The 23,897-nt window shown below is 68.2% G+C and carries 22 protein-coding genes and 1 tRNA gene; 7 read left to right on the plus strand and 16 right to left on the minus strand.

From position 1 onward, the window contains the following. Window positions 1–14 precede the first annotated feature (14 nt). The 11 genes from CY658_RS29720 to CY658_RS29770 form a co-directional block, all read right to left on the minus strand. Complete coding sequence (locus CY658_RS29720) at window positions 15–1,151, minus strand: efflux RND transporter periplasmic adaptor subunit (protein ID WP_101493596.1); 1,137 nt, start codon at window positions 1,149–1,151, stop codon at window positions 15–17. Then, window positions 1,148–1,774, minus strand: coding sequence for a hypothetical protein (locus tag CY658_RS29725; protein WP_374221146.1), 627 nt, complete (start codon window positions 1,772–1,774; stop codon window positions 1,148–1,150). The genes CY658_RS29720 and CY658_RS29725 overlap by 4 nt, the downstream gene beginning before the upstream one ends. Further along, window positions 1,771–2,916 carry a TolC family protein gene (locus CY658_RS29730; protein WP_257885022.1) on the minus strand — a complete coding sequence of 382 codons (1,146 nt, stop codon included), beginning with the start codon at window positions 2,914–2,916 and terminating at the stop codon, window positions 1,771–1,773. The genes CY658_RS29725 and CY658_RS29730 overlap by 4 nt, the downstream gene beginning before the upstream one ends. Window positions 2,917–3,167: 251 nt before the next feature. Beyond that, window positions 3,168–3,521 (minus strand): hypothetical protein, encoded by a 354-nt coding sequence (locus CY658_RS29735; protein WP_101493598.1) that lies wholly within the window; start codon window positions 3,519–3,521, stop codon window positions 3,168–3,170. Window positions 3,522–3,746: 225 nt separating this feature from the next. Continuing rightward, complete coding sequence (locus tag CY658_RS29740) at window positions 3,747–4,973, minus strand: tyrosine-type recombinase/integrase (RefSeq protein WP_101493599.1); 1,227 nt, start codon at window positions 4,971–4,973, stop codon at window positions 3,747–3,749. Between the two features lie 173 nt (window positions 4,974–5,146). Beyond that, a tRNA-Gly gene (locus tag CY658_RS29745) sits at window positions 5,147–5,220 on the minus strand. Between the two features lie 46 nt (window positions 5,221–5,266). After that, on the minus strand, window positions 5,267–5,491 hold the full coding sequence (locus CY658_RS29750; RefSeq protein WP_101493600.1) for a hypothetical protein: 225 nt from the start codon (window positions 5,489–5,491) through the stop codon (window positions 5,267–5,269). A 164-nt stretch (window positions 5,492–5,655) separates the two neighbouring features. Further along, a complete protein-coding gene (locus tag CY658_RS29755; RefSeq protein ID WP_180839082.1) occupies window positions 5,656–5,931 on the minus strand; it encodes a hypothetical protein in 276 nt (91 codons plus the stop codon). Between the two features lie 114 nt (window positions 5,932–6,045). Beyond that, the gene (locus CY658_RS29760) at window positions 6,046–6,822 is read right to left on the minus strand and encodes an alpha/beta hydrolase family protein (protein WP_101493602.1); all 777 of its coding nucleotides are present in this window, start codon (window positions 6,820–6,822) and stop codon (window positions 6,046–6,048) included. Then, a complete protein-coding gene (locus CY658_RS29765; RefSeq protein WP_101493603.1) occupies window positions 6,806–7,978 on the minus strand; it encodes a DUF3182 family protein in 1,173 nt (390 codons plus the stop codon). The genes CY658_RS29760 and CY658_RS29765 overlap by 17 nt, the downstream gene beginning before the upstream one ends. Before the next feature lie 7 nt (window positions 7,979–7,985). Next, window positions 7,986–8,255 (minus strand): hypothetical protein, encoded by a 270-nt coding sequence (locus CY658_RS29770; RefSeq protein WP_101493604.1) that lies wholly within the window; start codon window positions 8,253–8,255, stop codon window positions 7,986–7,988. A 246-nt stretch (window positions 8,256–8,501) separates the two neighbouring features. Here CY658_RS29770 and ligD point away from each other — a divergent pair, with 246 nt between their 5' ends. Further along, the gene (gene ligD / locus CY658_RS29775; protein WP_101493767.1) at window positions 8,502–11,057 is read left to right on the plus strand and encodes a DNA ligase D; all 2,556 of its coding nucleotides are present in this window, start codon (window positions 8,502–8,504) and stop codon (window positions 11,055–11,057) included. A gap of 15 nt (window positions 11,058–11,072) precedes the next feature. Beyond that, window positions 11,073–11,987 (plus strand): non-homologous end joining protein Ku, encoded by a 915-nt coding sequence (gene ku / locus CY658_RS29780; RefSeq protein WP_101493605.1) that lies wholly within the window; start codon window positions 11,073–11,075, stop codon window positions 11,985–11,987. Here ku and CY658_RS29785 read toward each other — a convergent pair. Next, entirely contained in the window at window positions 11,984–12,898 is a 915-nt protein-coding gene (locus CY658_RS29785) for a LysR family transcriptional regulator (RefSeq protein WP_101493768.1), read from the minus strand. The two genes, ku and CY658_RS29785, sit on opposite strands and share 4 nt — an antisense overlap. Window positions 12,899–13,016: 118 nt before the next feature. Between CY658_RS29785 and CY658_RS29790 the strand changes: the two genes are divergently transcribed. From CY658_RS29790 to CY658_RS29805, 4 genes are all read left to right on the plus strand, one after another. Then, window positions 13,017–14,285 (plus strand): SGNH/GDSL hydrolase family protein, encoded by a 1,269-nt coding sequence (locus CY658_RS29790; RefSeq protein WP_101493606.1) that lies wholly within the window; start codon window positions 13,017–13,019, stop codon window positions 14,283–14,285. 78 nt (window positions 14,286–14,363) lie between these two features. After that, entirely contained in the window at window positions 14,364–14,591 is a 228-nt protein-coding gene (locus tag CY658_RS29795; protein ID WP_101493607.1) for a hypothetical protein, read from the plus strand. Window positions 14,592–14,604: 13 nt separating this feature from the next. Further along, window positions 14,605–15,120 carry a 2'-5' RNA ligase family protein gene (locus CY658_RS29800; RefSeq protein ID WP_101493608.1) on the plus strand — a complete coding sequence of 172 codons (516 nt, stop codon included), beginning with the start codon at window positions 14,605–14,607 and terminating at the stop codon, window positions 15,118–15,120. After that, window positions 15,114–16,142, plus strand: coding sequence for an aminoglycoside phosphotransferase family protein (locus CY658_RS29805; RefSeq protein ID WP_101493609.1), 1,029 nt, complete (start codon window positions 15,114–15,116; stop codon window positions 16,140–16,142). Before CY658_RS29800 ends, CY658_RS29805 begins: the two co-directional genes overlap by 7 nt. Before the next feature lie 15 nt (window positions 16,143–16,157). On the opposite strand, the gene CY658_RS29810 is transcribed toward CY658_RS29805, so the two are convergent. The 4 genes from CY658_RS29810 to imuA all read right to left on the minus strand — a co-directional run bounded on the left by CY658_RS29810 (window position 16,158) and on the right by imuA (window position 22,601). Further along, a complete protein-coding gene (locus CY658_RS29810; protein ID WP_101493610.1) occupies window positions 16,158–17,081 on the minus strand; it encodes a hypothetical protein in 924 nt (307 codons plus the stop codon). A 70-nt stretch (window positions 17,082–17,151) separates the two neighbouring features. Continuing rightward, window positions 17,152–20,502 (minus strand): error-prone DNA polymerase, encoded by a 3,351-nt coding sequence (locus tag CY658_RS29815; protein WP_101493611.1) that lies wholly within the window; start codon window positions 20,500–20,502, stop codon window positions 17,152–17,154. Beyond that, complete coding sequence (locus CY658_RS29820) at window positions 20,495–21,829, minus strand: Y-family DNA polymerase (RefSeq protein WP_101493612.1); 1,335 nt, start codon at window positions 21,827–21,829, stop codon at window positions 20,495–20,497. The genes CY658_RS29815 and CY658_RS29820 overlap by 8 nt, the downstream gene beginning before the upstream one ends. Continuing rightward, window positions 21,798–22,601: a translesion DNA synthesis-associated protein ImuA gene (gene imuA, locus CY658_RS29825; RefSeq protein ID WP_101493613.1), complete on the minus strand. Its 804-nt coding sequence runs from the start codon at window positions 22,599–22,601 to the stop codon at window positions 21,798–21,800. The genes CY658_RS29820 and imuA overlap by 32 nt, the downstream gene beginning before the upstream one ends. Before the next feature lie 111 nt (window positions 22,602–22,712). Between imuA and CY658_RS29830 the strand changes: the two genes are divergently transcribed. Then, complete coding sequence (locus CY658_RS29830; protein WP_101493769.1) at window positions 22,713–23,843, plus strand: ABC transporter substrate-binding protein; 1,131 nt, start codon at window positions 22,713–22,715, stop codon at window positions 23,841–23,843. Window positions 23,844–23,897 lie beyond the last annotated feature (54 nt).

Genomic DNA, 23,897 nt, shown 5'->3' on the forward strand with positions numbered 1-23,897 from the left:
TGGAGTGGCTCCGTTCAGCGGATCTGCGCGATCAGCGGCGCGCCTTGCACGACCACGCGGTTGTCGGCGCCCAGGCCCTGGGTCACGATCACCGTGCCGGCATCGAGCGCGCGGTATTGCACCGGCTGCGGGATGTAGCGCTCGGCGCCGGACTTGATCCAGACGATCGGCTCATTCGAGCTGTTGCGCACCACGGCTTGTGCAGGAAGCACGAAGCCCTTGATGCGTTCGTTGAGCGAGGCAACGACCGTGACCGGCTGTCCGACTGCCAGCGGCATGGGCGTACCGGTTTTGTCGGGCTGCGCCCGGAAGGTGAGGGGCAGCACGCCGTCGCGCAAGGAGCGCGCGGCGCCGAGCAGCTTCAGCTTGACGCCGGGCACGCCCTGCAACGACGCATCGCCCACGCGCGCTGGCAACGCCGGGTCGGCGGTGGTCGCTTCCACGAGCACGCGGGCAGGGTCGATCACTTCGAACAGCACATCCCGCGCTTCGACGATCTGTCCGGCGACCGCATCGGCCCGGGCGATGACGCCGGAGACGGGGGCGGTCAGCGTTTCGCGCGAGCCGATGCTGGCGCCGATGCTTTTTTCCCGCGCCGTGAGGCTTTGAAGCTCTGACTTGGCAGCGTCGATGTCCTTGCGCGGCACGGTGCCTTCGAGCGACTCGAGACGCTGGACTCGCTGTGCGGCCAGCGCGCGGCTGCTGCGCAGTTCGGCCAGTTGCGATTGCTGGTTGGCGAGTGCATAGGGCTCGGCGTGGTGCTGCACATACGCCAGGACTTCGCCCCGGCGCACAGTCTGGCCGGCCACCGGAAGGCCCGCGGGGCCGGAATCGATGCGGCCGCCGTGCACAGCCTGCACGCGTCCCCCTGCATTGGGGTCCATTACGACGCGGCCGGAAAGCTCGATCGTCGCGTGGGCATCGCTCTCGCTGGCGATCACGGTGCGGATAGCCATGCGCCGCTGGGCCAGCATCGGCACCTGCACGCTGCCATCCGGCAGCCGGGCCAGGCCCGACGTGGTGGTGCCGCTGCCCGGCGCATCGAGGTGTTCGCCGTTGGGACCGTGGGCACCGGGCGCTGCGAAGGCGGAGCCCAGATGCAGCGCGATGACGATCGCGACGGCGATGCCGTGGGTGCGTTGGCGAATCATCGGGCACCTCCATTGCGTGCTGCGGCGCTGCGGGTCGACCGGCGGCTCAGTGCGTAGATCAATGCGCCGGTCGCCGTCAGTGCGATGGCGAGCCAGGCGGTCAGCGGGAGCCCGTGGCCGTGTCCGTCGTCGTGCAAATGCGTGCCTGCGTCGGCACTACCGCCTTCGCTTTTCAGCGTGCCGTCCAGCAGGTCGGATTCATCGCCCGCAATGATCGTGACGACGATCGCATGCGTGCCCGGTGCCTTCAAGGCCTTGAGGAAGGCCGCGTCGTCCACCGCGTAGTCGCCCATGTCCGCGTGAAACTTGGCCGGCGCCTTCAACGCGCCGGTCTCGACTTCGACCTTGGCGTTCAGCACGGGCTCATTGGTCTCGAAGCGGTTGACCAGCATCGAGAACTCGTCGCCGCGCAGAGTGCCCACCAGCTCGAAGCTTTCCGACTTGGCCTCCATGCGCGGGGCACTGCTGGCGCCCGCTGTCGTTTGCGCAGGGCCGTCAAGATGTTCGCCGTTGGGGCCGTGGGCGCCTGGCGATGCGAGGGCGGCGCCGCCCACCAGGAGCGCGGCAAGAGACATCAGCAGGCGATGTCGCCCGCGCCGCACGATGTTGGAAAAATCGATCATGGAAGAAGTCCGAGTGCTTGTTGGAGTTGGGCGTGGGCCAGGCCCAGTGCCGCCTGCTGGCGCGCGAGTGCCGCGTCGGCTTGTGCTGCCGCATTGGCAGCGCGCAGGAGATCGGGAAGCGAGGTTTCGCCGGCCTTGAACGACGCATCGACGAGCCGGGCCCGCTCGCGCAGAAGGCTCGCGCGGTCACGTGTGGCGTCGAGTTGCTGCGCCGTGCGCTGCAACGCGCTTCGGGCCAGCGCCAGGTCGGCATCGTGCCGCTCGCGCAGGCGCTGCTCGGTGGCTTCGGCGATGTCGAGGTCGCCGGTGGCTGCCGCCTGCAACGGAGCGTTGCGGCTGTCGGTGCCGAACGGGATGCGAAGGCCAATGCCGATGCCGCGTTGCGCCGCTTCGCCGAAGCCCGGCGATTCTTCCCGGTACTTCAGGGAGAGTTCGGGCGGGTCGCGGCGCGACAGGTTGACTGCATCCAGCCGCTTGCGTGCACGCTCGACAGACTGGGCGGCCAGGCGCAGTTCCGGGTGCTCCTCCGCAGGCAACGCAGCGGTGGAAACGCTCGCCGTTGGTGGCACCTGAACCTTTGGCACCGCGTCGAAGCCGGTCAGCGTGCGCCATTGGGCGCGGGCAGCCTGCAGCCGTTGCTCCGCATCGCTTTGCACGGAACTGGCCTCCAGCAACTCGGCACGTGCCGCCAGCGCATCGGCCCTTGCGAGGTCACCGGCCTGGACACGCCGTTGCACGTCATCCGCGATGCCTTTCAGATAACGCGCCTGCGCCGCCACCGCGGCCACTTCGGCTTCGGCTGCCGACAGCTTCCAGGCCACCTCGCGAACCTGGCCGGCCACGCGCAGCCGCGCCGCCTGGGCGCCGGCGTCCGCCAGCTTCGACTCGGCATCGGCCGCCGCGGCGCGGGCATCGCGCTGGCCGGGCAACCACAGGGGCCACACCAGGCCGACTTCGGTTTCACGGCGCCCCGCGTTCGAATGCACGCGGTCGTTGAGGTGGTTCAGCTCGACCGCGGGCGGTGCGGCCCAGAGACTGGCCGCCGCCGTCTGTTCGGCACGGGCGCGCCGGCCCTGGGCATCGGACTCGCGCGCCTGCACGGCGCGCAGCCATGCGGCCTCGAAGGCCTGGGAGATCGTCACGCCCGCTGGCGCAACGGAAGAAGAAGGAGGGGTGGCAGGCTGCGCGATGGCAGGCCCGGCCCCCAAGAGCACGCTTCCTGCGACGGCGCAGGACACGAACCATGGAACGGATTTCACAAGACTCCTGACGGACGTGGCGGCGACCACGCCTGCGGACCATGCGCGCCGATTGGCGTGCGGAATCAGTCGGCAGGGGGCGCCCGCATGAAAACGACCCACCCGCGCAAGCGCAGGGTGAGTGGAGGCGTTTTTCAGGCGGTCAGTCTGGGAGGTCGTCGGAGGCCGGCGAGGTGCGGCGAAGGGCTCGCGGTTTCGTCCGCGATCCGGGGGCGTGCGCAGGCGAGCGGCGCAAACGAGAAGGAAGTGCTCGGCCAGACCAGCGATGTGCTCAGGCAGCCATCGGCCACCACATGCTGCACGGATTCGTCAGAATCATCCTGCGCGACCGAGCCATCGTCGTGGTGGTGATGGGACTCCTCCTGCCAGTGGAGTGCCGCATGCGCGATTTCCTCTGCATCGGCAAATGCGGTCGCCTGCCCGGCAATGGCAAAGGCTTGCCAGAACACCGAGAGCAGCAGAAGAACGATAGCGAAGCGCCGACCCATGTAAATAGTCTACTGGAAGCTCTCAACTAACCTCAAGCACAAGGTCGCTTGACCGCTATTAGCCAGCAGCACCCCTCTGTTCAACTACATCGACCGTCGGCAATCAGTCTGAAGGCGTCTTTCAGCGGGCGCCGCTCGCGCATGCTGACGCAGCCTCTCGGCAAGCCTTACGAAAAAGCGAAGCATTGCGCTATATCAGCCCCGTGTTTTCGCAAACGCGAGCCCTCAACTGGTCATAGGCTTGGACAGGCGGAGTTGATCCAAGTAATTCGCCCACAGCACCATCATTTCGCGGCGCTGCTCCTTCAACTGGGTCCGGTTGTATGCGGTTCCCAAAGGCCCACTTTTCCCGTGCGCCAACTGTTCTTCAATCACCTCAGGATTGACACGAAGCTGATCAACCATGATCGTTCTCGCCATCGCGCGAAAACCATGCGCGGTCATCTCTGTGTTATCGAACCCCATCCGTCGCAGCGCGGTGTTGACCGTGTTGTCCGACATCGGCCTCTCACCGGTAAGCAAGCTGGGGAAAACATAGCGGCCGCGCCCTGTCAGGACTTTCATGCGCCTCAACGAAGCAACCGCTTGAGGGGCAAGAGGAACGAGATGAGGCTCGCCGTTGAGCTTTGCTTGTTTCGTCCTCTTCATCGAAGCTGCCGGTATGACGACTTGGCTGCCATCGAAGTCAACCCAACTCCATTCCATCGCGCGGATGTTGCCAGGCCGCTGAAAAAGCAAAGCAGACAAGAGCAACGCCTCTCTTGTTGCGGGCAATCCGCGATAGTCGTCGATCGCGCGCATCAGGTCACCCGCCTTCCGGGGGTCAAGCACGGCAGCCATGTTTTTCACGATCACAGCCCCTAGCGCCCCCCGCAGCTTGGTGGCCGGGTCGTCTTCACAGCGCCCCGTAGCGATGCCATAACGAAAGACTTGCCCCGCGTACTGGCGCAGGGAAACCGCCGTCTCATTCAGCCCCTTCCCCTCGACTCGGCGCAGCGGCTCCAACAAAACGTTTGCGGTGATCTCGCCCAAAGGCAATCCACCAATCCAGGGAAAAAGATTGCTCTCTTGCAGGCGCAACCACTTGGTGCTGTGCGCGTCACTCCACTCTCGCTGCTTGAGCGCGTGAAATTCACGGGCAACCTTCTCGTAGGTTGTCACCGCGGTCGCGCGAACCTTTGCCTTGTCTAGCCGGCGGCGCTGGGTGGGGTCAGCGCCGGTTTGCAGCACTTTGCGCGCTTCATCACGAGCCGCTCGAGCTTCTTTGAGCTTGACCGCGGGGTAACTGCCAATCGCGAGACGCTTCTCCTTGCCGCCAACCGTGTACTTCCAGAACCAGCGCTTGGAATCGTTGGATGCGACTTCCAGGTAGAGATTGCCGCCGTCACTGAAGCGCGCGCGCTTCTTATCAGAGGGGCATGAGGCGTTTTTGCAGGCGAGTTCTGTGAGCATAGGGGAACAAGGTTTTGGGCCTGGCCCAAATATACCGATGTTCCCCGTGCTGTGCCCCGTGAAGGCATTGGCTTCAGTTGGATCGCGCAGGCTTCCCTTGGACTTCGTTTATCCGTAACCCCTTGATTTCTAAGAGATTTTTGGATTCCCTAGGAATGCCTTGGAACGTTAACTGGAGCGGGTGAAGGGAATCGAACCCTCGTCAGTTGCTTGGGAAGCAACAGCTCTGCCATTGAGCTACACCCGCAGCAGGCGCGGATTCTAACGTCAGTTCACTCGCCCCCCGCCCACGCTCAGGTCTGCAGCTCATCCCTTCGCAACCGCAGCGCCGCGCGCCCTTGCGGCGTGATGACCAGGACCACGGCGACGCGCCGGCCCGTGCCGCTGGCGGCCGGAGGCAGCACGGCTTCGATGAGATGGGCGGCGACCAGCATGGTCGCGCAGTGGATGTCGCCTTCGTCGCGGACCGCCATCGGGAACGATGCGTCTTCGATGCGCTCCAGAAAGTCCATGGGCATGGCAAAGCTCCTCACAAAACGAGCCGCAGTCTAGGGCGTTGCGGCCCCAAAAATGCGACCCAAACGCGTTGCGTTTGTAACCAATATCACACCTGCCAGCACGCGAGAACTTTCTCGCGACAACACGCGGCACGTCCTGTGCACTTTCGCATCGCAGTCGGCCTTTATCGCCATCCGTTCATCCGTGGAAAGTCGCCGCAGGCCAGCACGATGGGCCCGCGCGGATCGGCGCGGAACCGCGCCACGGCCGCCGCCGCGATCACGTCGAAATGCCGTTTGCAGGCATGCACGGTGTGCTCACCGATTTCCTGCGCGCCGAGCGCGTCGTGCAGCACGTCTTCCGAAATCTGCGCCAGGATGCGCGCACCGTCGGGACCGTCGGGGTACACGGCGAATCGCACCGTGGCCGAATCGAAGCAGTAGATGCCTTCGAAGTCCATCACCTTTGTCTCCTTCACGTAGCGCAAGGAATTCGACGCGCGCGCCGCGACGCGTGGTGATGGACTTGCGCGCATGTTCGGGAAGGAGGCCGCCTACAGCACCTGTGCACCTCATCAGGCCGTGCTGCTCGACACCGGCTTGGTGAGCGTCGACGTCGCCTTGGCGCCGAGCGTCATTTCGGTGATCCACGACACGAGCAGCGCGCCGTAGGCCTGGCGCGATTCCAGGCGCGACAGCGCGTGGTCGGCGCCGGTGAGCTTGCGGTACGTCGCCGAGCGCACGCGCTTGAAGGCGGCGAGGTAGTTTTCGATCACGGGGTGCGGCACGGTCTGGTCGTCTTCCGATTCGACGATGAGCACGTCGCCGGTGAAGGCCGCGCAGGCCTTGAGCGCGCGGTTGTCTTCGGGCCCGACCAGCGTGCGGCGGTAGGCCACGAGGTCGGAGCGGCTCAGCAGGCCCTTGGGCGTGTCCCACTCGCCGTCGCGGTACAGCGCGGGCGCGCGCAATGCGAGCCAGCGCACAGGCCGCATCGCACTGACGAGCGCGGCCAGGTAGCCGCCGTAGCTGCTGCCGACGATGGCAACGGCCGCGGGGTCGACGGTCGGGTGGCCCACCAGCGCGTCGTAGGCGGCGAGCACGTCGCGCAGGTTGTCTTCGCGCGTCACCTGCTGGCGCAGCCCTTCGTGGCGCGCATGGCCGCGCAGGTCGAAGGTCAGGCAGACGCAGCCGAGCGCGGCGATCTCGTGCGCGCGCTTGAGGTACTGCTCCTGGCTGCCGTCCCAGCCGTGCACCAGCAGAACGCCCGGCACCATGGTGGAAGCGGCGAACAGCGTGCCTTCGATGTGATGGCCGTTGACGGGAATGTCGATGGAGCTATGGCGTGTCGGCATGCGTGGTGGTTGCCGTGTTCAGCACGGTGTATTTGCACAGCGGCCCGGTCTCGGGGTCGTTGCCCTGGTAAGTGATGATGGCGTTCGCCGGCACGGAGGCCGCGCCGTACACCTCGAAGCAGGACGCGTGCACGCGCTGGCACGCCGGGTCCTGGTGGAAGGCTTCGAGCGCCGCGATTTCCGCGCCCGTGGCGCCGCCGACGCGCCACGACTGCTCCAGCACGCCCGAGCGCCAGTCGCCGCGGCCGTCGAGCCCTTGCGCCACGTCGTAGTTCACGCGCGAGGCGAAGAAGTCCGGGTAGCAGTCGATCACCGCGCGGTGGTAGCGGCGCGCCTGCTCGATCGCACGGCGCAGCGGCGGCGGCGGATCGACCACGGCCAGCAGCGCGTCGAAGTCGCCGCGCACCAGCTGCAGGTCGGAGCCGCCGTAGACCTCTTCGCCGGCATTGTTGCGCGTGAGGCGCTGTTCGCCGCAGTAGCTGACGATGCGCTGCGCCACGATCAACTGCCCGACGCTGTAGGTGTGAGGCTGTTCGAGGTTGGTCTCCAGCACGAGGCCGTGGGTGGCGAACTCGCTGCCGTCCATGGCGTCGAGGCCGCGCTCGAGTGCGTCGACGCTGTCGACCACTTGCTGCCCTCGCCCGCCGGTGGCGGTGACGGGCTTCAGACGCATGCGGCCGATGTCGAGCAGCGCAGTCCCCGCGACACGCGCCTCGTCGAGGCTGAAGCAGGTGAAGCCGGGCAAGGCCGCGTCGGCAATCTCCACCGCGAGCCGCGCCGACCAGCCCAGGGGCCGAACGGCGTCAGGGCCGATCAGCGGATGGGTGATCGCCTTGGTGGCGACGAAGGCATGCGGCACCACGCCGCCGAACAGGTCGTCCACGCCGGCGATGCCCATGGCACGCGCCTGATGCGGATCGGTGAGCGTGTCGCTCGGCACGAAGTAGAGCGGCGCCGAGTGCGGCTGGGCGGCGTCGTATGCGCCCGCGAATTCCCAGCTCTGGAGCGCCGCCAGGCGCTGCGCAAAGTTGGCGCGCGTGGCGTGCTCGTGTTCGCTGCAGTAGCCCTGCGGGCGCACGTCCCAGGTGACGACGCGGCGCGGGGTCGATCGCATGGCGGACATCCGGGCCATGACGGTGTTCAGGCGCAGGTCCATCGGGGCCTCAGGCGTCGCCCTTCTGGTCCGCCTTGTCCTTGTCGGCGTCACCCGAAGGCAGCTTGACCTTCGTGACGGTGACCGACACCGGGTCGCTCGCCGGGAACGACTCTTCCACGCCACTGTCGAGCGCTTCTTCGCTGGACGGCTGCTCCGTGGGTTTGGCGGTCTCGGCGGATGGATTGCCGTGGTTCTCGGACGTGGGAAACGGAAACTTCTCCGGCGGGTTCTTGTCCGGGCTCGCCGGCTTCGGGTCGGGGGTCTGCTTCGAAGTCATGGGGTCTCCTTGGTGCGATGCACACGGGCTCACATGGCTGCTTCCTTCGGGGTGAGTTCGGAGTGAAGGCGGCAGTGCCTCCATGTTCTGCGGATCGCGCGGCGCGCCGGTCGGAGGGCACAGCGCCTGCGCGTGGGACCCGTCTGGCACCCGCCGGGCCCGCGCCCGCGCGTGCGGCGTTGGCCCACACGAAGACCGGGCACTTGGCGGATGCAGCGCGGCGCGAAAGCGGGCACACCTGAGGGCATGGCCCGTTCCGACACGTCCACGCTCACGCCCCTGGCGACCTACCAGGCCAAACGCGACTTCACCGCCACCACCGAGCCCGCCGAGGGCGGCAAGCCTCGCCCGCACGCGCCCTCCTTCGTGATCCAGAAGCACGCGGCGCGGCGGCTGCACTACGACTTCCGGCTCGAACTCGACGGCGTGCTGGTGTCATGGGCCGTGCCGAAGGGCCCGAGCCTCGACCCGGCGCAAAAGCGCATGGCCGTGCATGTGGAAGACCATCCGCTGTCGTATGCCGGCTTCGAAGGCACCATTCCTGAAGGCCACTACGGCGCGGGCGAAGTCATCGTGTGGGACCGCGGCACCTGGGAGCCCGTGGGCGATCCGCGCAAGGGCCTGGCCGCGGGCAAGCTCGCGTTCCGGCTGCACGGCGAGAAGCTCGAAGGGCTGTGGGAACTCATCAAGATCGCCAAACGCGGCGAGCGGCAGGAGCCGTGGCTGCTGTTCAAGAAGCGCGACGACTTCGCGCGCTCGCATGCGGAGTACGACGTGGTCTCTGCGCTGCCCGACAGCGTGGGCGGTGCGCCCACGCCCCGGCGCGCAGCGAGCAAGAAGACCAAGGCCAAGGCTGCGCCCGCCGTGCCCGCAACCGGCGCGGTGAAGGCGCGCCTGCCCGCCAAGCTCTCGCCGCAGCTCGCGACCCTGGCCACGGGCGTGCCCGAAGGCGCACCCGGCGACTGGCGCTTCGAGATCAAGTTCGACGGCTACCGCGTCATGGCGCGCATCGAAAAGGGCAAGGCGCGCCTGCTCACGCGCGGCGGCCACGACTGGAGCGCCAAGCTGTCGCCGCTGGTGGCCGAGCTGAAGCATCTGGGCATCGACAACGCCTGGCTCGACGGCGAGATCGTCGTGCTCGACAAGCAAGGCACGCCCGACTTCAACGCGCTGCAGAACGCACTCGACCGCGAACGCGCCGACCCCATCGTGATGTTCCTGTTCGACGTGCCCTTCTTCGAAGGCTTCGACCTGCGCCACGCACCGCTTGCCGAGCGCCGCCGCCTGCTCAAGCAGCTGATGGACGCGCGCGCCACGCGCCGCCTGCGCTTCAGCAACGACTTCGAGGCCGACATCGACTCGATCTTGCAATCGGCCTGCCGCATGAACCTCGAAGGCGTGATCGCCAAGCGCGCCGATGCGCCGTATGTCTCGCGCCGCAGCGACACCTGGCTCAAGCTCAAGTGCACGCGACGCCAGGAGTTCGTGGTGTGCGGCTACACGCTGCGCAGCGACAGCCCCACGCGCATCGGCAGCCTGATGCTGGGCGTGCACGCGAAGAACGGCGAGCTGGTGTCGGTCGGCGGTGTCGGCACCGGCTGGAACGACCATGAGGCGCGCGACATCCGCCGCCAGCTCGCCGCGTTGGACACCGAGCGCGCGCCGTTCACCGGCGGTGAGGCCAAGCCCGGCCGCCGCCGGCCGGGCGGCACGCGGCACTGGGTGAAGCCGACGCTCGTGGCCGAGGTGCGTTTTGCCGCATGGACGCCAGACGGGCAGATCCGCCACGCGTCGTTCGTGGCGATGCGCGACGACAAGCCGGCCTCGGAGATCGTGCATGAAGAACCTCGCGACATCGCACCTGCCTCGAAGAAAACGAAGACCATGAAGACATCCTCGAAGAAGGCCGCGTCCACGGTCGGCGGCGTGACTGTGAGCCATGGCGACCGCGTGATCGATGCGGCGTCGGGCCGCACCAAGCTCGACCTGGTGCGCTACTACGAATCGGTGGCCGAGCCCATGCTGCCGCACCTGAAGGGCCGCCCTTGCGCGCTGGTGCGCGGGCCTCAAGGCGTGGGCGGCGAGATCTTCTTCCAGAAGCACGCCGAAAAAGTCAACATCGCCGGCGTGAAGCAACTCGACCCGGCCCTGTGGCCCGGCCATCCGTCGATGCTCGAGGTCGGCACGCGCGAAGCCTTGCTGAACGCGGCGCAGTTCAACGTGATCGAGTTCCACACATCGAACGCGACCTCGACGCACTTCGACCGGCCCAACCGCATGATCTTCGACCTCGACCCCGGCGAAGGCACGCCGTGGGCGCATGTGCAGGAAGCCGCCTTGCTGATGCGCACGCTGCTCACCGAACTGGGGCTGGCGTCATGGCTCAAGACCAGCGGCGGCAAGGGCCTGCACGTGGTCGTGCCGCTGCGCATGCACTACGACAACGACACGGTGAAGGCCTTCTCGCGCGCCATCGTGCAGCACATGGCACACGTGATCCCTTCGAAGTTCGTGGCCAAGAGCGGGCCGTCGAACCGCGTCGGCAAGCTCTTTGCCGACTACCTGCGCAATGGCGTGGGCGCGACCACGGTGGCCGCCTATTCGGCGCGCGCGCGGCCCGGCATGGGCGTGTCGATGCCCGTGAGCTGGGACGACCTCGGCAGCCTCAAAAGCGGCGCGCACTGGACCATTGCCACCGCGCGCGAGCACCTGTCGTTCCAGTCCGAAGACCCGTGGGCCGACTACTGGACCACGCGCCAGCCGCTGGGCGAGGCGATGAAGCGGCTCGGCTTCAAGAAATAACCAAGGAGACTCACCATGGCCACGAGAACCCTCTGGAAAGGCGCCATCACCTTCGGGCTGGTCCACATCCCCGTGGGCCTGCACACCGCGAGCACCGAACAGGGCATCGACTTCGACTGGCTCGACAAGCGCAGCATGGACCCGGTGGGCTACAAGCGCATCAACAAGCGCACGGGCAAGGAGATTGCGCGCGAACAGATCGTGAAGGGCTTCGAGTACGAGGACGGCAAGTACGTCGTGATCTCGCCCAAGGAAATCGAAGCCGTCTACCCGCGCACCACGCAGACCATCGAGATCCAGCGCTTTCTCGATGTCGGCGAAATCCCTTTCGTGTACCTGGAGCGGCCCTACTACCTCGCGCCGATCAACAAGGGCCAGAAGGTCTACGCGCTGCTGCGCGAGGTGCTGGTGAAGACCGGCAAGGTCGGACTGGCCAAGGTGGTGATTGCCACCAAGCAGCACTTGGCGCTGCTGATTCCGTTCGGCAAGGTGCTGGTGCTCAACCTGCTGCGCTGGGGCGACGAGATCAAGGACGCCGACGGGCTCGACCTGCCGGCCGCCGGCATCAAGGCCGCGAAGCTGTCGGCCGCCGAGATGAAGATGGCCGAGCAGCTGGTCGGCGACATGTCGGGCCCGTGGAACCCCGACGAGTTCAAGGACGAGTTCAAGCACGCCGTGATGAAGATCGTCGAGAAGAAGGTCAAGGCGGGCGACACGGAGACGGTGGTGCAGCCGGAAGAAGAAGCACCGAAGGGCGGCGCCGAGGTGATCGACCTCACCGAGCTGCTCGCGCGCAGCCTGCGCAGCGGCAAGCGCACGCCGCCTGCAGCGAAGAAACGGGCGGCGAAGACGACGGCCTCGTCACGCAAGACCGCGCACAAACCTGATGCGGCCAAGCGCGCGAAGAGCGCGGCCCGCAAGGCGGCTTAAGCCGAACGCCGCGGCGCTTTCGCCGCACCCGGCAGCGCCGCCACGCGCTGCGCCAGAAAGTCGACCAGCACCTGCACCCGCAGCGGCAACTGACGGCGCGGCGCGTAGAGCAGATGCAGTTCCTGCGCAGGCCCCGTGTGCCGTGCGAGCACGCGCACCAATTTCCCTTCCGCAAGCAGGTCCGCGACCATCCACGTGGGTTGCAGCGACACGCCCGCGCCCGCCAGCACGCTGTCGAGCAGCGCCACCGCGTTGTTGACGCGGTAGCGGCTGCGCACCGGCACGGCCACCGCGCCGTCGGGGCCCGTGAGCAGCACGCCGTCGTCACCCGCCGCGTAGCGCAGGTAGTCATGCACGAGCAGGTCGTTCGGCGTGCGCGGCTTGCCGCGTGCGGCCACGTACTCAGGCGACGCGACGAGCACGCGCGGCCAGCTGCCGAGGTGGCGCGCGACAAGGTCGGGCGGCAGCGCACCGCCCACGCGCAGCGAGACGTCGATGCGCTCCTCGCGCGGATCGACGAAGCGATCGTCGAGCACCAGCTCGAGTTCGATGTCGGGGTACAGCCGCAAGAACTCGACCGCCATCGCATTGAGGTGCCGCTGCCCCAGCGTGACCGGCGCGCTCAGGCGCAGCAGGCCGCGCGGCTGCTGCACCTGGGCGCGCGCATCGGCCACAGCGTCGCCGTAGTCCTCGAGCATGCGGCGCGCGCGTTCATGAAAACGCTGGCCCTCCTCCGTGAGGCTCAGGCCGGTGGCCGCGCGCCGCAGCAGCCGCACGCCGAGCGATCGCTCCAGCCCCGCGACCAGCTTGCTCACGGTGGGCTGCGTGGTGTCGAGCGCGCGGGCCGCACCCGAAAGGCTGCCGAGCTCGACGCTGTGCACGAAGGCGGAGAGTGCGCGAAGGGTGTCCATGGGGTTGTCATTCGAATTGGGAATGCGATGCATGCCATTCTGCCTTCTACCCCTCGCGATTCGAATGAAAGAAAGTTCGTCCATCGACGCTTCTTTCTTTCACCTGAGGACATTTCACATGACCACTTCGCGACTCACCTCCCTCCTGCGCCAGGGCGCACTCGCACTCTCCTTCGCGGCTGCCGCCACCGCCTCCACGGCAGCGCCCACGCACTGGAGCCCCAGCTGGATGGCCGCCACCCAGCCGCTGTGGGACCAAGGCTTCGTGCTGCCCCTCGGCATTCCCGCCCGCTTCGAGCGGCAGACGCTGCGCCAGGTGGCGCGCCTGAGCATCGGCGGCACGCGGCTGCGCGTGGTGATCAGCAACGAAGGCGGCACCGCGCCGCTGCACATCGGCACTGCCCATGTAGCCCGCCATGCGAGCGGCTCGGCCATCGTCGAAGGCACCGACCGCGTGCTGCGCTTCGGTGGCCGAACCGACGTGACCGTGCCACCCGGCGCACGCCTCGTGAGCGACCCGGTCGACCTGGCGCTGCCCGCGCTGAGCGAAGTAGCCGTGTCGCTCTACCTGCCCGCGCCCAGCCAGCCCGCGGGCTTTCACTTCGACGCACGGCAGACGCTGTACATCGCCGACGGCGACCTGAGCGCCGCTGCGCGACTGCCCGCCGCAGCCACGCCGTGGAGCACCCGCGTCTACGTGAGCGGCCTGATCGTCGAGACGCCCCAGGCGCCCGTCACCGTCGTCGCGCTGGGCGACTCGGTCACCGACGGCAACGGCTCGACGCCCGGCGCCCACACCCGCTGGCCCGACGCGCTGGCCGAACGGCTCGCACCGCGCGGCGTGGGCGTGCTCAACGCCGGCATCTCGGGCGGCCGGCTGCTGAAGGACGGCATGGGCCGCGCGGCACTCGAGCGCGCGGGCCGCGACGTGTTCGCGCAGCCCGGCGTGCGCGCGATGGTCGTGCTGCTCGGCACCAACGACATCGGCTGGCCCGGCGGCCCCTTTGCGCCGCAGGAACCCGCGGTGCGCGCCGAAGCAATGATCCAGGGCTTTCGCCAGCTGATCGAGATGGCCCATGCCCACAACGTGCGCATCGTGGGCGCGACGATTCCGCCCAACGAGCGCGCACTCGAAGGCACGCCGCTGGCCGGCCACCACTCGCCCGAAAAAGACACCGTGCGCCAAGCCGTGAACCGCTGGATTCGCGAAGGCGGCGCCTTCGATGCGGTGGTCGATGTCGACGCGCTGCTGCGCGACCCGGCGCGGCCGACCCGCCTGAAAGCCGCCATGGATTCGGGCGACCACCTGCATCCCGGCGATGCCGGCTACAAAGCGATGGCCGCAGCCATCGACCTCGACGCCTTGCTGGGCAACGATCTTCGATAGACTGCAAATATACTGTACATAAATACAGTCTTTTCTCTAGAATGGCGCGTCTCCAAGAACAACATTCGAGGCGACGCCATGACCACCGCCAACCCGCCTGCGCCCTCCGCGCAGGTGCTTTTTTTCTCCTCGCGGCAGCACCCGTTGCAGTCGCGTTCACACACGACCGGCAAGACAGGCCGGCTGTCGACCTGGCCCTTCAAGGTCACGCGCGACAAGGGCGCGGCCGATGGCCTAGACATTCGCGCCCAGGCCGCGCGCGTGCTCCAGACCACGGCCGCGCACTGGTGGCCGCCCGAGGCCTGAAGGTGAGGAAGCCATGGCCGCGCCTCGGCAACTCCTCATCGGCCTCTTTCCCACGGCGAAAGTGCGCGCAGAAATCGTCGCGCATCGCAAAGACTGGTGGTGGCCGCGCGGCAGCACCCTGTCGGCCGCGGAGCGCCTGCATCTCACGCTGTGCTGCCTCGCCGATCACCAGGGCGAGGCCGAGCAACGCCTGCGCGACACGCTGGCCCGCGTGCCGATGCCACTGCTTGAGCTCAGGCTCGACAGCTCCGGCACCTGGCCCAACGACATCTCGGTGGTCCGCCCCGCCGCACACGACGGACTGCGCGAATTCCATGACTCGCTGACGGGCGCGCTGCGGCAGGCCGGCTTCATTTCCTACGCTGGCGGCTGGACGCCTCACGTCACAATTGCGCGGAAAAGCGAGCACGCCGCGTGTCCTGGGAAGCTGCCACCGATCCACTGGACGGCGCGCGAATTCCGGTTGGTCCGCTCGCACCGCACGCCTCCCTTTCGCCACGAACTCCTGGACGCCTACCCCGCATGCTGACGCCGCCCGCCTTGCCGAACGATGCCATCGCCGCCTGCCTCGCCAGCCACTGGGGCCTTGAAGCCGCCCGCGCCGAATTTCTGCCGCTGGGCGCCGATGTCGATTCGGCGGCGTTCCGCATCGATGCGCCGGACGGCCGCGCGTACTTTCTGAAGCTGCGTCGTGGCGGCTTCACGGCGGCCGTGGTCGATGTGCCGGCCGTCTTGCACCACACGCAAGGCATCGACGCCGTGATGGCGCCGATGCCCACGCGCACGCGCACGCGCACGCGACGGCTCAGCGTGCAAGACCATGGGTTCGACTGGGCCCTCTATCCCTTCTTCGACGGCGCCGACGGCTTCACACGCGCGCCGACCGACCGGCAATGGACTGCACTCGGCACGGCGCTGAACGCCATCCACCACGCCGAGTTGCCCGAGTCACTGCGCGCCAACCTGCCGCGCGAAAGCTATTCGCACCATTGGCGCGAAGGCGTGCGCGGCTACCAGCGGCGCTTCATCAACGGGGTGGCTGGCGACGACCTCGTGAAGCAATTCCTCGCCTTCTGGGACGCGCACGACGAGGAGATCGATTCGCTCATCTACCGCAGCGAACAGCTCGCCTCGATCCTGCTCGAGAAGTCGCTGCCGCAGGTGCTGTGCCATTCGGACCTGCATGCGGGCAACGTGCTGCTGGGCGACGGCGACCGCCTGTGCATCGTCGACTGGGACACGCTGATCCTCGCGCCGAAGGAACGCGACCTGATGTTCATCGGCGGCGGTGTCGGGGGCGTGTGGAATCAGCCACGCGAAGAAGCGCTGTTCTTCCGGGGCTACGGAACGAAAGAGGCGGTCGATGCGCTCGCCCTCGCCTACTACCGCCACGAGCGCATCGTGCGCGACCTGCTGAAGTTCTGCGACCAGATGTTCGACGCGCAGGCCAGCCGCGACGACCGCGAAGAAGGTCTGCGTCAGATGGCGAGCCAGTTCGAGCCGGGCAACGTGGTCGCCGTCGCGCACCGGGACTACGACGCGATCACCTGACGAGCGCCGGCAGGGTCAGATCAGCAGGTCCTGCGCGTCGTCCTCGAAGCCCGCCACGGGCTGCGCCTTGGCCAGCGCCAGCCACACCGAAAAAGGAATGCGCTCGAAGGCGCGGTGCACCGCGGCGCGCGCCACCACGAGGCGTTCGCCCTCGAGCACCATCACGCCGCACCCGGCCGGAATTTCGTCGGGTGACGCGATGCAGCGGCCCTTGGCGTCGTTGCCCAGCACGTACCAGCACTCGCCGCCCAGATCGAGGTAAGCCGCGCGCTTGTCAGGCTTGCGCAGGTCGCCCAGCAGGTCGGCGCGGCTGACCTTCACCTCGTGGACGATCGGGTGCGCATAGGCCTCGACGCTGGTATTGCGGATCGAAAACACATCGGGCCGCGCCATGCACCAGCGCGGCTTGCCGCCCTCTTCGAGCGGCGGCAAGCGCGCGCGCAGGCCGAGGCCGCGCCATGCGATGCGGCCGCCGCGCGTCATCTCGCGCGCCACGCGCTCCACCAGCGCCTCGTGCGGCGACAGCGCCGCGCGGTTGACGGTGAGCGTGGTGGCGATGCGCGCAATGCCGGCGTCGGTCACGCGCAGCGTCTCGTGGCCGAGGTCGCTGCGCACACGTTCCAGAAAGCCGCCCGCGAGCAGCTCGACCTCGATGGTGTCGCAGCAGGGCCAGCCGGCCGAACGGTAGATCTCGCGCAGGCGCCGTGCGTGCGGCTTCCCGAAAGGCACGGCCGTCTGCAGGGGCGGCGGGTCTGTCACCGGCGGCGGAAAACCGGGGTCCGTCACGGGCGGCAGCGCCGGCGGCGGATCGCCCTCGGGCGGCAGCCCGGGCGGCGGTGGTGGCGGCATGGGCACCGGCACATCGGGCGCGGGCGGCGGCGGGCCGATCGGCGTGGCGACCACGTCATCGGCAGGAGCGAATGCGGCGAGTGCGGACATGGGAGGAACAGGTTAGCGAAAAGTAAGGGCCGGCGCGAGGCATGGAACGATCGGTTGCATTCGCAATGCATCAGTGGAAGTCGCGGCTGGTGTTGCTCTGCGCCAGCCGGCCCAGGAGCGGCGTGAGATCCTTGAAGCCGGTGGCGATCAGGTGCTGCACCTTGCCGCCGCTGTCGTCGTCGCGCTGCCAGGTGCCCTGCACCGCGAGCAGGTGCGACTTGAGCAGCGGCTCGCGCCAGGCCTCGATGACGTGGTTCCAGACGATCACGTTGACGTTGCCGGTCTCGTCTTCCAGCGTGACGAAGATGGTGCCGTTGGCGGTGCCGGGCCGCTGCCGGCCCTTGACGATGCCGCAGGCGCGCACGGTCTGCCCGCTGCGCGCGGCGCGCAGCTCCACCGCGCTCATGAGATTCATGCGCGCCAGGCGCGGGCGCAGCAGCGCGAGCGGATGGCGGCGCAGCGTGAGGCCGAGCGCCGCGTAGTCGCCGACGATCTCTTCGCCCTCGGGCGCGGCGGGCAGCAGCAAGGCCTGTTCGTGGATCGGCACGCCCTTGAGCAGGGCCGACGAGCGATGCTGCGCCGTGGCGTCCCACACCTGCTGGCGGCGATGGCCCGAGAGCGACATCAGCGCATCGCCCGCAGCGAGCGCCGCCATGTCCTTGCCGTCGAGTTCGGCGCGCAAGGCCAGGTCTTCGGTGCTGGTGAAAGGCGCTTGCGCGCGGGCTTTCAGCAGGCGCTCGGCGCCGGCGTCACTGAGGCCCAAGACCCGGTTCAGGCCCAGTCGAACTGCGGGCTGGTTGTCGTTACCGAGGCGCTCGGCATAGCGTGTGTCGGTGCCTGAGGGCATGCGCGGTGCATCGGGCGCGCGGGCTTCGAGCGTCGTGTCGATCTCGCTGCACGTGACGTCGACCGGCCGCACCTCGACGCCATGGCGACGCGCGTCCTGCACCAGCTGCGAGGGGCTGTAGAAGCCCATCGGCTGCGAGTCGAGCAAGGCCGCGAGGAAGCAGGCGGGCTCGTAGTTCTTGAGCCAGCTGCTCACGGTGACCAGCAGCGCGAAGCTCGCGGCATGGCTTTCGGGAAAGCCGTAGTCGCCGAAGCCGAGGATCTGCTTGAAGATGGCTTCGGCGAAAGATTCCTTGTAGTCGTTGGCGGTCATGCCTTTCACGAGCTTGTCGTGGAACTTGCCCAGGCCGCCCTTGCGCTTCCACGCGGCCATGGCGCGGCGCAGCTGGTCCGCCTCATCCGCAGTGAATCCGGCCGCGATCATCGCGATCTGCATCACCTGCTCCTGGAAGATCGGGATGCCCAAGGTCCGCTCCAGGGCCGGACGGAGTGCTTCCTTTTCATAGGTGATCGCCAAGCCCTTGGCCACCCGCTCGCGCTGCTTCAGGTACGGATGCACCATGCCGCCCTGAATGGGCCCGGGCCGCACGATCGCGACCTCGATCACCAGGTCTTCATAAGTGCGCGGCTTCAGGCGCGGCAGCATCGACATCTGCGCGCGGCTCTCGATCTGGAACACGCCGATGGTGTCGGCGTCGCAGATCATGTCGAACACCTTCTGGTCGTCGTTGGGGATGTGGTGCATCTCCACCATCGAGCCTCGCCAGCGGTTCATGTGGTCGAGTCCGCGGCGAATCGCGCTCAGCATGCCGAGCGCGAGCACGTCGACCTTGAGCATGCCCATGGCTTCGAGGTCGTCCTTTTCCCACTGGATGACGGAGCGGTCTTTCATCGACGCCTTCTCGACCGGCACCAGCCGCGTGAGCTTGGTGTGCGTGAGCACGAAGCCGCCGACGTGCTGGCTCAAATGGCGCGGAAAACCCTTGAGCCGCTGCGTCATCTCGATCCATTGCACGAGCTTGAGCCGGTCTTCCTTCACGCCGACGCGCGCGGCGGCCTTGTCGAGCTGTTCGCCGAGCGCGGTGTCGTCGAACCAGTAGTGGTCCTTGGCGAACTCGTTGACCAGTCGCTCGTCGATGCCGATGGCTTTGCCGACGTCGCGCAAGGCGCTGCGCGAGCGGTAGCAGATGACGACGGCGGCGATGGCGGCGCGCTCGCGGCCGTACTTTTTGTAGATGTACTGGATGACGTCTTCGCGCCGCTGGTGCTCGAAGTCGACGTCAATGTCGGGCGGCTCCTTGCGATAGCGGCTCAGGAAGCGCTCGAACAGCAGGTGGCCTTTGTCGGGATTGATCGCGGTGATGCCGAGGCAGTAGCAGACCGCCGAATTGGCCGACGAGCCACGGCCCTGGCAGAGGATGTCTTGAGAGCGTGCGAAGCGCACGATGTCTTCCACCGTGAGGAAGAACATCTCGTATTCGAGCTCGGTGATCAGGTCGAGCTCTTTCTGCACCTGCGCACGCACCTTCTCGGGAATGCCGTCGGGGTAGCGCACCCGCGCGCCGTCCCACGTCTTGCGCACCAGTGTCTGCGCCGCCGTCTCGCTGCTGCCCACGGTCTCCAGCGGGTATTTGTAGGTCTCGCGGATCACCTCGGGATCGAAGCGGCACCGCTGCGCCACCTCCAGCGTGTTCGCCAGCATCGCGGGCAGATAAAGCTCGGCCAAGCGAACCCGCTGGCGCAGATGCCGTTCGGCGTTCGACTGCAGCGCGAAACCGCAGTCGGCCACCGTGCGGCCTTCGCGCACCGCCGTGAGCACGTCGTGCAGCGGCTTGCGGCCGCGCGCGTGCATGTGCACGTCGCCGGCCGCGACCAGCGGCACACCGGCCTGCTCGCCCGCCTGCATCAGCGTGACAAACCAGAGGTCGTCGTCGCGCTCGTTGAACAGCTCCACGGCCAGCCAGAGGTTGTCGCCGTACAGCGCCCTGGCCGCGGCCAGGTCTTCCTGCACGGTGGCCGCATCGGGCATGCCGCCCGGCGGGCGGTGCGGCACGAAAAGCACCTGGCAGCGCTGCAGCGAGGCGACGTCGCTCGTGTCCCAGTCGACGCGGTACTCGCCCTTGGGCAGTTCGGTGTTGCGCGCGGCGGTGATGAACTCGCAGAGGTTGCCCCAGCCCTCGGTGTCGTTCGCGATCACCACGAGCTTGAAGCGCTCGAAGCGGAACTCGCTGCCGAACAGCAGGCGAAAGGCGGGGTTGCGCGGAATCGGCGGTTCGTCCGGGTGCTCGCTTTCGTGCGCGTCCAGCTTCGCCGGCAGGTCGCGCAACGCAACATGCGCGCGCACGATGCCGGCCACGGAGCACTCGTCGGTGATCGCCAGCGCCGCGTAGCCGAGGTGGTAGGCGCGCTCGACCACCTCTTCGGGCGTCGAGGCGCCGCGCTGGAAGCTGAAGTTCGTGAGGCAGTGCAGCTCGGCATAGCCGGGCAAGCCCGGCGCCGGCCGCAACCGCTGCGGCAGCACATGCACCTTGGCGGGCAGGCGCTTGCGCTCCTCCTTGCCGCTCAGCTCAGGCATAAAAACCTTGCAGGTACCAGCGCACCTCACCCGACGAAAAGCGCGTGGCGGGCCGCTCGCGAAAGATCCACACCAGGCCGGCCTCGGGGCTTTCGGCCACGTAGTAGTCGCGCATCGCGGGCTGGCCGCCGTCTTCCTCGCCGCCCCACCAGCCGGCCTCGACGCGCTGCGGCCCGACCAGCTTGCGCAGCGGCCCGCAGTAGCACGGGCGCTCGCCGTCCATCTCGAGCCGCAAGGGCTCGGGCAGCAGCCAGGGCGGATAGATCGCATCGGGCTGCGAGGCAGCTTTGTCGCGGGGCGCCGCGGCCTTCTCTTTTTGCAATGCGGGCCTCCACAGCTGCTGGCGCTCGGGCCGGTGGTCGGCCTGCGCGACCGGCACCAGCACCTGGTCGGCGCCGAGCCGCACGCTGAGCCGTTCGACCATCTCGTGCAGCTTGTCGCCCTTGCGGTTGTCTTCGGGCAGGAAGCTGGTGCTGGCGCCGGCCAGCGGATCGGTTTCGAGCGTGCGCAGCTTCAGCCAGCTCACGGGCGCGGCCAGCGTGGTGAGCGCGAGTTTTTCGGACAGCAGGCGGCGCAGGTGCGCCATGTCCTGCGTGGGCTCGGCCGTGCGCACGGTGAGCTGCTGGTGCGGCGGCAGGGTCACGCCGTTGAGGCGCCGCAGGTCGAGCGTCCATTGCAGCTCGAGCGCGCGCGCGCCGCGCTGGCGTGCGCGCAGCCAGATCTGCAGCGCCGAGAGCAGGCGGTTGGCCGACCACATGAGTTCGGGCCCGGTCTCGGCCAGCGCGGGCAGTTCGAGCTTCTGCTCGAACACGTCGGGCAGCGTGAGCCAGGCGTGGGTTTCGGGGCGCAGGCCCCAGGCGATGTCGAGCGCCTCTCGCAGCCCCACGCCGAAGCGCCGCGTGAGGCCGCCGCGCGGCAAGGCGGCCACATCGCCCCAGGTGCGACAGCCCAGGCGCGCGAGCAGATCGAGGTGGCCGCGCGCGGCCGTCAGCGTGTCCAGCGGCAGGCCGGCCGGCACCTCGGCGGGCCGGTTTTCGTTGCGCGCGAACAGGCGCAGCCGCGCCAGCGCGATCAGGCTGGTGGCGCCTTGGGCGCCGAGCATGCGCGCGTCGGGCACGGGGTTGAGGGCCAGCAGCTGGCGCATCAACGGCGCGCGGCCGCCCCAGAGGCGTTCGCAGGCCGAGACTTCGAGCATCAGCGCCTCGTCCTGCCAGGCGACGTGCGGCGTGAACTGCAGCGCCCACCAGCCCAGGGCCTCGGGCGTGGGCATGTCGGGTGCATCGCCTTCCTCGGCTTCAGACGACCACTGCAAGGCGATCCAGTGCATCCGGGCCTCCTTTCCACGCATCGATGCGCACCACCGTGGCTGACGGCGCAGAGGCCGGTGTCACAGACGCCTGCGGCTGCAGGCGCAGCTGGCGCCGCACGCGGGCAGCGGCCAGCAGCGCGCTCATGCGGGCGTTGCGTGCCGGCACCCGCACCGGCGCGGCCAGCGGCGGCCCCCGGCGCTTGAGGATGTGCAGCGCGATCTGCGCCGGGTCGTCCGCGCAGCGCTCGGCGCGCAGGCGCAGCCGCGCGGGCGAGGCCGACAGCGCCACCGACTCGGGCCGGCACACGAACAGCAGCACCTCGTGCTGCGCCGCGGCCAGCTGCAGCCGCCGCAGCTCGCCCACGCGGGCCTGTGGCAGCCAGGCGACGACGGCGGCGATCTCGGCGCAGCGCAGCGCCTGCTCGCAGGCCCACAGTCGCGCGGCCGGGGCGTCGCTGCGCACGCACATCAGCGCCTCGACCGGCAGGCCCTGCGCCCCCAGCGCGGCGCCGCAGGGTTCGTAGGGTGCGCCGACCAGCACCACCGGCCCGCCCCGCGCCTCCACGGCCTGCGCCAGCGCGGGCAGCAGCAGGCGCCAGACGTGGGCCTCGGGCGTGGCCTGCAGCAGCTCCGTCATCGCGCCCACGGGCCAGCCGCCGCCGGGCAGCTCGGCGTCAAGCGCGGCATGGCCGGTGGCCACGACCTGTGCATCCGCCAGGCCGAGTTCGTCGGCATGCCAGACGCCGCGGCCGGCGACGGTGGAAAAGGAGTCGAGGAAAGGGAGGCCCATGATTGCAACTGTTAACTGTATTTTTATACAGTATTTCCCGGGTCGCAACCAGAGATCGATTTACCTGCGAAGGCCAGCGCCTTAAGATCGGTTTGTTAACAATTTGTGACCATGATCCACAAAAAGATTCAATTGCTGGCTTCGGCCTTCGCCGCCCTCGCTTTCACGGTGGCCCCCGCCGCCCAGGCGCAGACCGCCAAGCCGCTGCTGATCGGCCAGACCTACGTGCAGACCGGCCCGCTCGCGTCGCTGTCAACCGAGCCGCTGGTGGGCATTCGCGCCATGTTCACCGCGCTGAACGCCAGCGGCGGCATCAACGGCCGGCCGGTCGAGCTGCGCCAGCTCGACGACGCCTACGACCCCGCCAAGGGCGCCGAGAACGTCAAGGCCTTCGCGCGCGACGGCGCCGTCGGCGTGCTGATGCCCATCGGCACCTCGTCGGCGGTCGGCGCGCTGAAGGCGGCCAACGAACTGAAGATTCCCGTCGTCGGTCCGTACACGGGCGCGGGCCCGGTGGTGAAGTTCAGCGAGTTCGGTTTTCCGGTGCGCATCAGCTTCGACGAGGAATACAGCCGCATCGTGAACCACCTGTTCACCATCGGCCTGTCGCGCATCGCCTTTGCGCACAACGACAACCCCGGCGCGCGCTCGGCGATGGAGAGCACGCAGAAGTTCATTGCCGAACGCGGCGACAAGATGGTCGGCAGCGTGGCCATCAAGAACGACGGCTCCGATGCGGCCGAACGCGCCTCGGAGCTGGCCAAGCTCAAGCCCAAGGCCGTGGTGCTGTCGGCCACCAACGACGTGGCGGCCAAGTTCATCTCGGCCTACCGCGCGGTCGGCGGCGAGACGGCGTTCTATTCGTTCTCCTTCCTGAACGGGCAGAAGCTCTTCCAGGACATCAAGAAGGACGCGGCCGGTGTGGTCATTTCGCAGGTCGTGCCCTACCCGTGGAACAGCGCGATGCCCGTCATCGCCGAGTACCAGGCGGCGATGAAGAAGATCGGCGCGACCGAGTTCAGCTACGCGAGCCTGGAGGGCTACGTCACCGCCAAGGTCATGGTCGAAGGCCTGAAGCGCGCGGGCGCGAACCCCACGCCCGAGTCGCTGCAGAAGGGCCTGGAGTCGTTCAAGACGCTGGACCTCGGCGGCATCGCCGTGTCGTACCGGCCCGGCGAGCACCGCGGGCTGACGTTCTCCGAGCTGTCGATGCTCAAGGCCGACGGGCGCTACCTGCGCTGAGGCCTTCCACTCGCGGGCCTCGCGGGCGCAGAATTTCGTTCGTGACGACGCCCT

This window comes from Variovorax sp. RO1 (assembly GCF_002849325.1).
In the GTDB taxonomy this organism is placed as follows: domain Bacteria; phylum Pseudomonadota; class Gammaproteobacteria; order Burkholderiales; family Burkholderiaceae_C; genus Variovorax.